13 protein-coding genes are annotated in these 13144 nt (G+C 56.2%); 10 read left to right on the forward strand and 3 right to left on the reverse strand.

Translation table 11 applies throughout. The features are described 5' to 3' along the window. The first annotated feature begins 65 nt into the window (after positions 1–65). Together ABC336_RS30295 and ABC336_RS30300 are read left to right on the forward strand one after the other, a co-directional pair. Positions 66–920, forward strand: a complete 855-nt coding sequence (locus ABC336_RS30295) for an alpha/beta hydrolase family protein (RefSeq protein ID WP_413242213.1) — start codon at positions 66–68, stop codon at positions 918–920. A 37-nt stretch (positions 921–957) separates the two neighbouring features. After that, the gene (locus ABC336_RS30300) at positions 958–1602 is read left to right on the forward strand and encodes an SDR family oxidoreductase (protein WP_413242214.1); all 645 of its coding nucleotides are present in this window, start codon (positions 958–960) and stop codon (positions 1600–1602) included. A 332-nt stretch (positions 1603–1934) separates the two neighbouring features. On the opposite strand, the gene ABC336_RS30305 is transcribed toward ABC336_RS30300, so the two are convergent. Then, positions 1935–4100 carry a heavy metal translocating P-type ATPase gene (locus ABC336_RS30305; protein WP_413242215.1) on the reverse strand — a complete coding sequence of 722 codons (2166 nt, stop codon included), beginning with the start codon at positions 4098–4100 and terminating at the stop codon, positions 1935–1937. 93 nt (positions 4101–4193) lie between these two features. After that, positions 4194–5258, reverse strand: a complete 1065-nt coding sequence (locus ABC336_RS30310) for a flavin-containing monooxygenase (protein WP_413242216.1) — start codon at positions 5256–5258, stop codon at positions 4194–4196. A gap of 182 nt (positions 5259–5440) precedes the next feature. Here ABC336_RS30310 and ABC336_RS30315 point away from each other — a divergent pair, with 182 nt between their 5' ends. Both ABC336_RS30315 and ABC336_RS30320 read left to right on the forward strand, forming a co-directional pair. Then, positions 5441–6025 carry a copper resistance CopC family protein gene (locus ABC336_RS30315; protein ID WP_413242217.1) on the forward strand — a complete coding sequence of 195 codons (585 nt, stop codon included), beginning with the start codon at positions 5441–5443 and terminating at the stop codon, positions 6023–6025. 84 nt (positions 6026–6109) lie between these two features. After that, a complete protein-coding gene (locus ABC336_RS30320; protein ID WP_413242218.1) occupies positions 6110–6475 on the forward strand; it encodes an ArsR/SmtB family transcription factor in 366 nt (121 codons plus the stop codon). A 129-nt stretch (positions 6476–6604) separates the two neighbouring features. Here ABC336_RS30320 and ABC336_RS30325 read toward each other — a convergent pair whose 3' ends face one another. Continuing rightward, positions 6605–6934 carry a four-helix bundle copper-binding protein gene (locus tag ABC336_RS30325; RefSeq protein ID WP_413242219.1) on the reverse strand — a complete coding sequence of 110 codons (330 nt, stop codon included), beginning with the start codon at positions 6932–6934 and terminating at the stop codon, positions 6605–6607. 299 nt (positions 6935–7233) lie between these two features. Here ABC336_RS30325 and nikB point away from each other — a divergent pair, with 299 nt between their 5' ends. From nikB to ABC336_RS30355, 6 genes are read left to right on the forward strand one after another with little or no spacing between them, the layout of a single operon-like run. Then, the gene (gene nikB, locus ABC336_RS30330) at positions 7234–8166 is read left to right on the forward strand and encodes a nickel ABC transporter permease (RefSeq protein ID WP_413242220.1); all 933 of its coding nucleotides are present in this window, start codon (positions 7234–7236) and stop codon (positions 8164–8166) included. Positions 8167–8187: 21 nt separating this feature from the next. Then, the gene (gene nikC / locus ABC336_RS30335) at positions 8188–9012 is read left to right on the forward strand and encodes a nickel transporter permease (protein WP_413242221.1); all 825 of its coding nucleotides are present in this window, start codon (positions 8188–8190) and stop codon (positions 9010–9012) included. 29 nt (positions 9013–9041) lie between these two features. Beyond that, complete coding sequence (locus ABC336_RS30340) at positions 9042–9830, forward strand: ABC transporter ATP-binding protein (protein ID WP_413242222.1); 789 nt, start codon at positions 9042–9044, stop codon at positions 9828–9830. Positions 9831–9886: 56 nt separating this feature from the next. Further along, entirely contained in the window at positions 9887–10717 is an 831-nt protein-coding gene (locus tag ABC336_RS30345) for an ABC transporter ATP-binding protein (protein WP_413242223.1), read from the forward strand. Between the two features lie 10 nt (positions 10718–10727). Further along, positions 10728–12386 carry a nickel ABC transporter substrate-binding protein gene (locus ABC336_RS30350; RefSeq protein ID WP_413242224.1) on the forward strand — a complete coding sequence of 553 codons (1659 nt, stop codon included), beginning with the start codon at positions 10728–10730 and terminating at the stop codon, positions 12384–12386. Further along, positions 12386–13138, forward strand: coding sequence for a class I SAM-dependent methyltransferase (locus ABC336_RS30355; protein ID WP_413242225.1), 753 nt, complete (start codon positions 12386–12388; stop codon positions 13136–13138). Before ABC336_RS30350 ends, ABC336_RS30355 begins: the two co-directional genes overlap by 1 nt. Positions 13139–13144 lie beyond the last annotated feature (6 nt).

Raw genomic sequence — 13144 nt, forward strand, 5'->3', positions numbered from 1 at the left:
TTTGCGAGCCGACAGCCGGCGCTGCCCGTTTCTGGTATACTATGGGTCAAAGGAAGGTGAGAGGTATGAGTGAGAAGGTAGTGGAACAACAGACATTCCAACTGGAGGATGAGACGCTGGCGACGATACGCGGAGAGGTTCGCGTGGCCAGCGGCGTTGAGCGGAAGCCGGTTCTCCTGCTGGTCCACGGCTTCAAGGGGTTCAAGGACTGGGGCTTCTTCCCCTATGCAGCAGAACGCTTGGCTTATCAAGGCTTTGCGGTCGTCACATTCAATCTGTCTCATAACGGTGTACGCGAGCATGATTTTGACGAGCTGGAGAAGTTCGGGCGCAACACCTACTCCCGGGAGCAAGCAGATCTGGCGCATGTGGTGGCGGCAGTCCGAGCAGAGCGGCTTCCGCTTGGCGATCGGATGGATACGCGGCAGCTCTTCCTCGTCGGCCACAGCCGTGGGGGCGGCAACTGTGTGCTGTTCGCCGCCGATCATCCTGAGATCGGCGGCGTGGTAACATGGAACGGCGTCGGCCGCGCCGATCTGTTCGGTGAGGATTTCCGCGAGCAGGTGATGCGCGAAGGTGTCGGTTATGTGGCCAATGCCAGAACGAAGCAGCAGATGCCGATCGAGGCTGTATTCTTCGAAGATCTTGACCGCAACCGGGAGCGCTTCGATATTCCTGCGAGAGCAGCCGAGCTGCAGACACCGGTGCTCTTCATCCAGGGGATGAAGGATGCGGAGCGGCTGCTGGACGGATTCAGGACGCTCCGCCAGCAGGCTCCGCATCATCGCTTCGCAGAGCTGGCGGATGCGGACCACACGTTCGGCGTGAAGCATCCGTTTGCCGCTCCGACCGACGACCTGGACCGTGCGATCGCGATCACGGCGGCGTTCTTTGCGCCGCTGATGGCCAAAGACAGCTAGGCCAGCTGCTTATACTAAGGATAGGGAGTTGAACGAAATGAACGTATTCATCACAGGTGCTGGCGGCAAGATCGGCCGCTTGCTCGTAGAGATCCTAAAAGCAACAGGCAAGCATACACCCGTGGCGATGGTGCGCAGCCGGGAGCAGGCGGAGCGCTATGAAGCCGCCGGGGTCAGAAGTGTCATCGCGAACCTTGAGTCCAGTGTAGACGAGCTCGCAGCAGCCATCCAAGGTAGCGATGCGATCGTCTTCACAGCAGGCTCCGGCGGGCATACCGGCTATGATAAGACGATCCTGATCGACCTTGACGGCGCAGTCAAGATGTTCGAAGCAGCCGAGCTGGCAGGCATCAAACGGTTCGTCATGGTCAGCGCGTTTGGCGCCCACCGCAGAGAGCTGTGGTCGGAGGCGATTCAGCCTTACTATGCGGCCAAGCATTACGCCGACAGGCTGCTGGCATCAAGTGGGCTGGATTATACGATCCTGCGGCCGGGCCGGCTGCTCGATGAACCGGGAACCGGCATGATCAGCATCGACGAAGGGATGGAGCGGGGCTCGATCCCGCGAGAGGATGTGGCAGGGGTGATCGCAGCGGTGCTGGAGGCGCCAGCGACGATCCGGCGCTCTTACGATCTGCTCTCAGGCAAGCAATCGATCGGCGATGCGATCGCTGCAATCTGATCGATCCGGAGAAATGCAAGCTAAGTAGATAGAAGAATCATATACTTTCATCAATTTGGACAAAACCTGCTCACGCAGGTTGGCACTGCGATACGGACACAATAGGGTCTATTTTGCACAAAAACGCGCCCATGCTCGAACTAGGGGCTACTGTGTCCGTTCGTGAGTGAGCACTACCCTAAGCGTTCTTCTTCTTTTTTTGGGGTGGGGGCCGGAAACTTATAAATTAAGCCAAGGTGAAACGGCTGTCGCCGTTATACACTTAGAATTTAAGAAAAAGACCTCCGAAAGATCGGAAGTCTTCCGGACCAGTTGTACGCACAACTGGTCTTTTACTTGTTGGCGATCGTGTCTTCACTGTGGCGCCGGATCAGGATCGTCAGACTGACCAGAGTAACGAAGATCGTCGCGCCCATATCGGATAGAATGGCGATCCAAAGCGTCAGCCATCCAGGTATTGTGAGCAGCAGGGCGATCAGCTTCAAGCCTAGCGAGACGATGATGTTGAACCGGATAATCCGGTTCACCCTGCGGGATATCGAGACGGCCTCTGGAAGCTTGCCCAGATGATCCTGCATGAGCACGATATCTGCAGTTTCGATTGCGCTGTCTGTTCCTTTGCCCATAGCGATTCCCAATTGGGCCGAGGCGAGAGCGGGCGCATCATTGATTCCGTCGCCGATCATCGCCACCTGGCCTTTGGCCGCCAACGCTTTGATCCGGTTCACTTTGTCTTCCGGCAACAGATTGCCATAATAGGAAGAGACGCCGACAGCGGCAGCGACCTTCTCGGCTGTTTTGCTATGATCGCCGGTCAACATGACAGTCTGCTTGATACCGAGCTTATGGAGCGCTCCGATGACGTCTCTGCTCTCGGAGCGGATCTCGTCGGCAATGCCGAACACGCCCAGCACGCTCTTCTGATCGGCTACCAGTACGAGCGTCAGTCCTTCTTCCTTCATCTTGTCAATTCGATTCTGAACATCCGGCGGGAGCGTCAGATGCGCGATGCTGCCTTCATTGCCGAGCCAGTAAGGTTCGCTTTCAACTCTAGCCTGGATGCCGCGTCCGCTGACTGTTGTGATCTCGTCTGGAGCGACCAGTTCCGTCTGCCGGCTGGCAATCTCCCGCATGATCGCTTTGGCGAGCGGATGAGATGATGACTGTTCGATCGAGCCGGCCACGCGGAAGAAACGCGGCTCATCGTACACTTCGACTTGGACTACATGAGGCTCTCCCTTGGTCAATGTACCGGTCTTGTCGAATGCCAGAGTATCGATCTTGCCGAGCTGCTCCAGGTATACGCCGCCTTTGACGAGCACCCCGTCCCGAGCATTGCGGGTAATGCCTGATACGATAGCAATCGGCGAGGACAGGATCAGTGCACACGGGCAGCCGACAATCAAGACAGAGAGCCCCTGATAAACCCAGGTCATCCAGTCTCCCGCCAGCAGCAGCGGAGGGAGGAGCATGACCAGCAAAGCAACAACCATGATAAGGGGGGTGTAATACTTGGCGAACCGGTTGATGAAGAGCTCGGTCGGCGTCTTCGTCTCCTGCGCTTCCTGAACGAGGTGAAGGATCCTGGCCAGCGAGGAGTCCTCATAGGCTTTAGTGATCTCTACATACAGCAGCCCTTCATTGTTGATGGCGCCGCCATAGACCGCTTCGCCGGCTTCCTTCTCCACCGGGAGCGACTCGCCTGTGATCGCCGCCTCGTTAACCGAGCTCCTGCCGTCTTTGACGATCCCGTCGGAAGGGATCTTCTCGCCAGGCTTGATCTTCACCAGGTCGCCCGCCTCGAGCGAAGCAATCGGCACGACGATCTCTTGCCCGCCATGCACCTTGACGGCTTCCTTAGGAGCTACCTGCAGGAGCGACTCCATGGACCGTCGCGCCTTCTCCATCCCGTAACCCTCGAGCAGTTCATTGAGCCCGAACAGGATGGCTACCAGCGTCGCTTCTTTCCACTCGCCGATGGCGACTGCGCCGATCAGTGCGATCGTCATCAGGGTGTCGATATTGAACCTGAGCTTGAAGAGATTCTTCAAGCCGCGCACAAAAGTAGTATAGCCGCTGATCGCAGTGGCTATTAGGTAGAGCGGGATGACGAGCATGCGATCCAATGTTCCATCCAGCAGCAAGGCCGCTCCATAGATGACAGCCGATACAATCAGCAGCTTCAGCATCCGGTTATTGCCGCCTTCATGGCTGTGGTCCTGGTCATCATGAGAGTGGTCATGCCCGTGCTTGTGCGCGCCTGCTCCAGCTGCCGTACCTGTAAGTGTCGTTCCATCTGCGGGACTCGAGGCGATGTAGGCGCCATCCGATTTCAGGATACGGCGCACCTCGGGCAGCGGTACCTGCGGATCGATGGTCAATTTGCCCGAGTTGTAGCTGAGCCTTGTATGCTCGCCATGCTCCAGCTGCTTCAATTCGTCTTCGAGGCGCTGGGCGCATCCGGCGCAGGAGAGACCTTTGATGCGATATTCATTCATGAGGACACCTTCTTTCGATTAAAACATGAGCACTTGATCATATGTTATAAAAGTTATTCCCCAAAGTCAACTGTAGCGTCTCCTTTACCGCGCCTAATTATGTTGTCTGCCGGCTAAGATATGATCGACGACCGCTCTGGCATCTTCCTCGACGCCGCCGATGAGGGCAGAGCTGCGGCGTGACTGCCAGGGCAGACCGACAGCGTACAATCCTTCGACTGAAGTGACTCCGTACCGGTGGATCAGTCCGCCTCCTTCATTGATGATCCCTGGGACATCCAGCCAGCTGTACTCCGGCCGAAAGCCGGTACTCCAGATTATGTTGGCATAGCTGCGTCTGCTACCGTCAGCCAGCACCACTGATATGCCTTCCGAACCCACTGATTTGGGCAATAATTCGATAGTGTTTTGCTTGACTGCTCGTTTGAATTCCAGTCCGAACAAGGGGTCCGGTCTCGATCGGATCCTGCGGCCCAGCCACGAATCGGAAGGAGCCGAGAGGATGCCAAGCTTGTCGAACCAATAAAATATATTTTTGCCCATCACCGTCATGGGTAGAGACAACGGTCTGTGACCAGCCGATAACGCGACCTTGCCGAGGTTGGCCCCGGACAGCTCATATGCGATCTGGGCTCCGGAGTTCCCCGCGCCGACTACCAGTGAATCGCCGTCAGTGAGCTGACCGGGATTGATGTATTGGGATGAGTGCAGCTGCACTATAGAAGGAGAGAGCCGCTTGGCGAAATCAGGTATCCAAGGCTGCTGAAAGGGGCCTGTCGCAATAATGACAGCTCTCGCGCTATATTGGCCTTTATCGGTATGTATGACAAATCCGGCTTCTTCTTTGGCAACAGAGTTCACGGTAGTGCCATAGCGAATCTTCAAGCCGAAACGGGTGGCGTAAGCTGACAGATAGTCTGCTGTCTCATCCTTGGTTGGAAGCCGCCCCGCATCTCCGGGGAAGGGCATGCCCGGGAGCTGGCTGTACATCCGGGGTGTAAACAGCACAAGAGAATCATAACGGCTCCGCCATGAGGAACCAGCTGCCAGCCCTCTGTCCAACACGAGATAATCTACCCCATTTCGTGCAAGGTAATAACCTGCAGCCATCCCCGCCTGACCGCCTCCGATAATCGCAACCTCAACCTTTGCAAGCACATAATCACCTTCCTGAACAAATCTTAATGGAGATTCCAGTGTAGTGTAGCATAATCCGCCTCAATATGTGAATGAATGATCATGTGAATAAATAATTGATTGCACGCATTTTCGCTCTTATTCGTAAATTTGGTATAATATAATGGCTAATCATTCAAAATGATCTTATGGAGGGAATGCATGTGCGGTTGCGCTGGCTTGTATTAGGTATTATGGCAGTACTATTGTTCGGTATTGCAGGGACGGGGGTTTCATATGCCCACACGATGATGACGACAGCCTCCCCGGAACCGGATTCAACCGTCTCGGGAGAGCTTGAAGAGGTCGTCTTGACCTTCAATACGGATATAGATGCGTCTAGCACGTTCAGTCTGATCTACGAGGGAGAAGAGCTGGACATCGGGCCGGTCGAAGTAGACGAGCAATACATGCGGGCTGCTGTGGACAGACCGCTGTCCGGCGGTAAATACACGGTGGCTTGGCAGATCGTCGGTGAGGATGGACACCCGATCGAGAGCGAATATTTGTTTACCGTTGATGCGCCTGTCCTGGAATCGGCACCCGACGAGTCTGTCCAGGAAGAGGCGCCAGCCGTGTCAGAGCAAGATGGGGAGCTCCAGGACGCTCAACAAGACACGGCCCAGGATTCGGACTCAGAGAACGGTTCGTCGGGCTCGGTCGTCCTCCCGCTTGTCATCGGTGCGGCCGTAGCGTTGGTTCTCCTGCTGTTGTTTGTATGGGGAACTCGTAACGGAAGAAAGAAGTAGACGTCCAAAAGCTGGCATGTTTACTGCCTTATTTGTAATACTTCTGATATAATAAGGAGATGAAAGATAAGGGGGTGCCTGCAGATGGACAAGTTAGTTGAAGAACAGTGTGAGGATACCTGTGCAGGAACGGAAGCGAATGTCGAGGTATTGCGGACAAGACGGCTCGAAGAACATACCGCAGTCGAGCTGGCGGACTTGTTCAAGGCGCTGGGAGATCCGACGCGTGTCAAGATGATCCATGCGCTGCTCGATCAGGAGCTGTGTGTGCACGATTTGTGCGAGGTGCTCGGCATGGCTCAGTCCGCAGTGTCGCATCAGCTCCGTTACCTGCGCAATGTGCGGATCGTCAAGCGCCGCAAAGAAGGCAAAACCGTCTACTATTCCTTGGACGATGAGCATGTCAAGCAGATCTTCCTGCAGACGATGAGCCATCTGCAGCATGCCTGACCTGATGAGTTTCTGCAATCTTTGTAGAGACTCTTTTTTTATAGGGAGTGGCTAAGGCTTAAAATCGGTACTAAAAAGCATGCACAGAGCACTGGCTTAACTCTCCGCATGCTTCTTATCAATGAATGATCAAGCCGCCATGCGTCTGCAAGCCTCTGCACAACGGAAACATGCTTCGGCGCATTGACGGCAATGCTCGTGGTGCTCATGTGTTGCGCATTCCCGGCCGCAAGCCTCGCAAGCCTCAGCACATAAAGCGCAAATCTGCCGGACAAATGGACTGTTGCGCGACATGGCTGAAGCGGCGAGCATGCAGAGCTCCGCGCATTCGCGATCCAGTCTTATACAATCCCTCATCATGTCGATGTCTGCTTCCTTGAGACAGGAGTCATAACAATGATTGCACGCTTGCATACATGCCAGACATTCTTCGATACAATCCTTGTAATGGTCATGCATTAGATCGCACTCCTTTTTTTATATAGTCATTTATACTATACCCCTCTGTGATATGCTCGAATCGAGTATTGCAGCGGTGAAGCTGTATATTCGTCCTCAGGGGAGAGGCAAGCGGGACTTCAGGGCGTGTGCGCAATCACAAAAGGGTAACAAATGCGAAGTTTACTATGCCTTCTCTTCAAACCGCGCTAGCCGCGGCTTTTTTGTTGCGCTGTGATGAAAATTATGGACAAGGGTTTTCATTTATGAAAGGTGTGCTATAATGGTAATCGTTACGATTACATATAAAGGAGGATTGCATGTTTGCACGTTATCTGTTGCTGCGGCTATGGCAAGTGATCCCCGTCTTGCTGGGCGTCTCCGGACTTGCCTTCCTGTTGATGCACTTGACGCCCGGCGATCCGGCAGAGATCATGCTGCGATCGGATGGCGTCCAACCGACTGCGGAGGCGATCGAAGCGACCCGGGAGGCACTTGGACTGAATCGTTCGATACCTGACCAATATGTGCACTGGCTTGGCCGGGTCGTCCGGCTGGACCTGGGCATCTCGTACCGCAGCAATGGCCCGGTGCTGACTGAGCTGCTGGCCCGTCTGCCTGCGACGGCGCTGCTCACCGGCTCTGCGCTGGCGGCAGCGATCCTGATCGCCATGCCGCTCGGGATTGCATCAGCGCTGTACCCCGGCCGCTGGCCTGACCGGCTGGGGCGTCTCTGCGCGCTTCTGAGCGCATCGATGCCGTCTTACTGGTTGGCTTTACTGCTATTGTATTACGGAGCAGTGAAGCTTAAGATGTTTCCCGTCATGGGCATGGACGGCGCAGCGAGCTTGGTCCTGCCCGCACTCACCCTTGGCTTCGGCATGGCGGGCATCTATATCCGGCTCATCCGCGCCAGTCTGCTGGAGGAACTCGGGAAGCTGTACATCAAAGCAGCCAGAGCCAAGGGAATAACCTGGCCGCGGGTGATTGCCGGGCATGCGCTGCGCAATGCCATGCTGCCCAGTCTAACGCTGCTCGGCGTGCATGTCGCAGGCCTCCTGGGAGGATCGGTGATCGTCGAGAGTATCTTCTCCTGGCCCGGGATCGGCAAATATGCCGTGGATGCGATATTCGCCAAGGATTATATCGTGATCCAGGGCTATGTATTCATGATGGCTGTTGCCGTAGTCCTGATTAATCTGACAGTCGATCTGCTGCAGCTGCTGCTCGATCCTCGGATCAGGCTGCGATGACGGCAGAAGGAGCGGCTAATCATGCTTCAACGTAGGTATCCTATACACCCAAGCGCATGGATCGGCGGAACAATCGTCGCACTTTACCTGTTGATCGCGCTGCTGGCCCCGTGGCTTGCGCCCTCGGATCCGTATCAGATCCAGATGGGGAACAAACTGAGCCTGCCTTCCTGGCAATATCCGCTTGGTACCGATCATCTCGGCCGCTGTGTGCTGTCAAGGTTGATCTACGGGTCCAGAACCTCGCTTGCGTACTCGCTGTCCATACTCGCAGCCGTGTTTGCGATTAGCATACCCGTGGGCGCTCTGGCAGGATACGCCGGGGGACGCGTCGATCAGGCGATCATGCGGCTGATCGATATTCTGCTAGCTTTTCCGAGCCTCATCCTCCCCCTGGCGATTACAGCCATGCTCGGGCCGAGCATGCAGAACCTGCTGCTATCGTTCGCAGCGGTATGGTGGGCGGGCTATGCCCGGGTAATCCGAGGACTTGTCCTGCAGATCAAGGCTCGCGATTATGTCCTTGCTGCTCAAGCATCAGGGACGACACACTTGCAGATCGTGCTGAGACATATCCTGCGCAATGCCGCCAGACCCATCCTGGTACTGGCGTCCATGGAATTTGGGACAATCCTGCTTGCTGTAGCAGGCTTTTCGTTCCTCGGTCTCGGGGCACAGCCGCCGATGCCCGAGTGGGGCGTCATGTTAAACGACAGCAGGCCTTATATCCAGACCGAGCCGCGGTTGCTGCTTTATCCGGGGCTCGCCATTTTGGCAGCCGTGATAGGGTTCAATCTGCTTGGTGAGGGATTGCAGGCGCGAAGACAAGAAATCCGGAGCTTTTGAGCTCTCAGCCCCTGCGAAGGAGGGAGAAGATGAGTGTGGAGCCGGCATTGCTGAGCGTGCGTCATCTCCGCACCTGCTACCATCATTCGGAGCGGACGGTGACTGCCGTAGATGATGTAAGTATTGAAGTGCAGGCCAGACAAATCGTGGCGCTGGTCGGTGAGAGCGGCAGCGGCAAAAGTGCAACGGCGATGTCGGTCCTCGGCCTGCTCGATAACGGAGGCAGGATCGAGCATGGGGAGCTGAGTCTGGGCGGCATCGATCTCCGCGGATGCTCCGAACGCAGCTTGAACCGGCTTAGGGGACGAGAGATGGCGGTGATCTTCCAGGATCCGATGAACGCGCTCAACCCGGTGATGCCTGTCGGCAAACAAGTGCTGGAAGCGGTCCGGCGGCAACGCAGCATGCATCGCAAGGAGGCAAAGGCACTGGCTCTGCAGCATATGCAGCGAGCCGGGCTGGCAAGCCCGGCGCAACTCTATAACCGGTATCCGTTCCAGCTCAGCGGCGGTATGTGTCAGCGGATCATGATCGCTGTCGCACTCGCTTCGGGAGCGCGGCTGTTGATCGCAGACGAGCCGACGACGGCTCTGGACGTGACTGTCCAGGCGCAGATCCTCGGCGAGTTGAACCGGCTGCGGCATGAGGAAGGGATCGGTATCCTGCTGATTACGCATGATCTCGGCGTCGTAGCAGAGCTCGCTGATTATGTCTATGTCATGCGAGCGGGACGGATTGTCGAGTCCGGAACCGTATACGAGCTCTTTGAAGAGCCGTCAGATCCCTATACAGAGCAACTTCTCGCAGCAAGAGGTTGAAACGGTAACGGCAAGTTGACAGGGAGGGGGCGGGTAAACTGCTCGAAGCGGATAATTTGTCCAAAACCTTTCATCGGCGGCGCAGGTGGCCGCCTCTTCGCCAAGCGCATGGCGGGGTACCAGCCGTCCAGGACGTTTCTCTTCGTATCGAAGAAGGAGAGAACGTAGCGCTTGTCGGAGAGAGCGGCAGTGGCAAAAGTACGCTGGCCAGACTGCTGCTCGGCCTTGAAAAGCCGGATTCCGGGCATGTGCGCTATCGCGGGGTCGATTACACGGACTGGCGATTGACTCGGATGCGACCGATACGGAGCAAACTTCAAATCGTTTTTCAAAATAGCCTGGCCTCCTTTAATCCCTTATTCACGGTGGAACAAATCGTCGGCGAACCGCTGCGCAACTATAAGACCGGGGATACGGAGCTGCAAAGACAACGCATTGCGGACACGCTGGAGCTGGTCGGTCTGGGAAGAACATATCTCTACCGGTATCCCCATGAGCTGAGCGGCGGCCAGCAGCAGCGAGTCGGCATCGCCAGAGCTGTGGCGCTGCGCCCGGAGCTGATCATCTGCGACGAGTCGTTCGCCAGTCTTGATGCGACTCTGCGCAGACAGATGATAGACCTCCTGCAAGAGCTGAAGCAGCAGCTTGGTCTGGCCTATCTGTTTATTACGCATGATCTGAGGCTAGTCCAGCGGTTGTGCGACAGCGTTAATGTGATGGCGCAAGGGCGGATCGTTGAACACCAGTCAGGCGGCCGTCTGCTGGAGGAGCCCGCTCATCCCTATACCCGGAAGCTCATGGCATCCTTGCCCATCCAGCATCCCCGTCAACGGGATATAAGAGACAGTCAACAAGCATGTAATTACCATCCGACCACAAGAGAATAGAGGAATATACATGATAATGAATAGAGTCCTGAGATCTCATCGCTGGACGAAACATCCGGTTATCTTGCTGGTGCTCGCAGCCAGCATCGTCTTGTCCGCCTGCAGCAATGATACATCGTCTGCACCTGTCCAGGATGAAGCTGCATCGTCAGCAGCCGCCAACAGCGATACGGTAACCATCGCCATCGCGTCAGACACTGGTATCGATCAGTTGGATGCGGGAGGGTACCAAGGTTCGATGCATGTGCAGTCCATGGTCTATGACGGTCTGGTCACATACGGTGAGAAAGGCGAGATCGAACCGTCACTGGCGCAATCCTGGGACATCTCAGAGGACGGCAAAGTGTACACGTTTCATTTACGGCAAGGCGTCAAATTTTCGGACGGGACAGATATGAATGCCGACGCCGTGAAGTTTTCCTTTGAGCGCTGGATCCATGACCCGTCCAATTCGTTGAACCTTGCCACTGCTCTGCAAACGCTGGAGGTGATCGACGAGCATACGATCACCATGACGTTTGACAAAGCGTTTTACCCGTTCCTGACCGAGCTGACCTTTGCCAGACCCGTGAGAATCCTCAGTCCATCGGCTGTCGAACCGGCAGGCGACACCGAAGGCACGTTCAACGAGGCGATCGGTACGGGAGCCTGGATGGTTGAGAGCTACAAGCGAGACCAAGAAACGGTGCTGGTCCGCAATCCTCACTATTGGGGCGAAACGCCGGGGGTTTCCCGGCTCGTGCTCAAAGTCATCCCTGACCCGCAGTCCCGCGTGCTTGCACTGCAGAGCGGGGAAGTCGATATTGCCGGGACGCAGATGGGGCGGTTGCCGGTTGAAAGTGTGCCGGTCATTGAAGGAGACGAGACGTTAGAGCTCCATACGACGGGGGGCACCAACTCCCATTTTATGATCTTCAACTATCAACTGCCTGCCCTCCAGGAGCTGGAGGTGCGTCAAGCGATCAATCTGGCCATCAACAAGCATAGCATCGCTGACGACCTCATGGACGGGGTCGGGCAGGAAGCCAAAGGCTTGTTCCCGCTGACGGTACCTTATGTCACGGAGGAGAATCAGAATTGGTACGGTTATGATCCCGAGGCATCCAGACAGCTGCTGGCGGAAGCAGGGTACAGCGACGCAAACGGCGACGGGATACTGGAGAAAAACGGACAGCCGCTCCAGCTCAACCTGGTCCTGCAACAAGCCGAGTTCCCGGAGTGGAAAGCCATCAGCGAGCTCATCCAATACGAATTGAAGGCGATCGGCGTCGATCTGCAGCTGCAGGTGCTGGAGCCTAACGCGTATTATGATGCCCTGTGGACGACCAAAGCTTACGATCTGATCCTGTACCGCACCTATGATGATGCCTACAACCCCCATTCCTTTTTGCTGTCGCTTTTCCGCCAAACGGGGGATACGCCGGCTGTCGCCTGGTCGGATACCGCGCTGGAAGCCCTCATCGACACGGCGGTGGCCACGACCGAACCGGAGACACGACAAGCGGCGTATGACGATATCTTCGGGAGGATGCACGACCAGGCGATGTTCGCAGCCATTTATTTTCCAGAGGAAATCGCAGCCGTTCATACCCGACTTGAAGGCTTTGCCTTCGGCCACACGACGTTCAGCCCGATCCAGTGGGACAAACTAAAGGCCGGTGAACGCTAATGCTTAAGGAAATCTCCGCCTACTGGACGTCCAGTTCCGAAGGATACGACAAGGTGATCCACCATCAATTCGGAAGCCGGCGGACGGTTACATTTTGGGAGCGGATGCTTGCAGAAGGACTGGGTAAGACTGCGGGCCAGCACGTGCTGGATGTCGGGACCGGCCCGGGTTTCTTCTCGATCCTGCTCTCTCGTATGGGCCATCGGGCGACAGCCGTGGATGCATCGGAAGGAATGGTCGCACGGGCTGCGCATAACTTCAAGGCTTTCGGATGCGACGTAAAGACGTATGTCGGCGATGCTGCGAATCTCCATCGGGAGGCAAGCGAGAGCTATGATGCGATCGTGTGCCGCGACGTCGTCTGGACGCTGCCCGAGCCGGAGCGCGCATACGCCGAGTGGCATCGTCTCTTGAAGCCGGGCGGCAAACTGATCATCTTCGACGGCAACTATCTCTATGAAGAGCGCCGGACAATGTTCCGTTCGCTCTGGCTAGGATTGTCCTGGCTGTTGATCCTGCTCACGGAGCGGAGGGTCCGCCGTCGCAGCAGTCAGGATCAGGCTTTGCTGCAGGAGCTGCCATTTACCCGTGTCCTTCGTCCTAAAGCGGACGAGGAAGCGCTGCGTCTAGCGGGCTTTGCTGCTGCCGACATCCGTCGCGGCTTCATGCCTGCCGGCGCGATGCCGATACATTACTTGAAATACGGTCATCAGAACGCGAATCGGTTCATGATCATCGCCATAAAGGAGTGAACGCAT

Source organism: Paenibacillus jepli (assembly GCF_047238105.1).
Taxonomy (GTDB): domain Bacteria; phylum Bacillota; class Bacilli; order Paenibacillales; family Paenibacillaceae; genus Paenibacillus_D.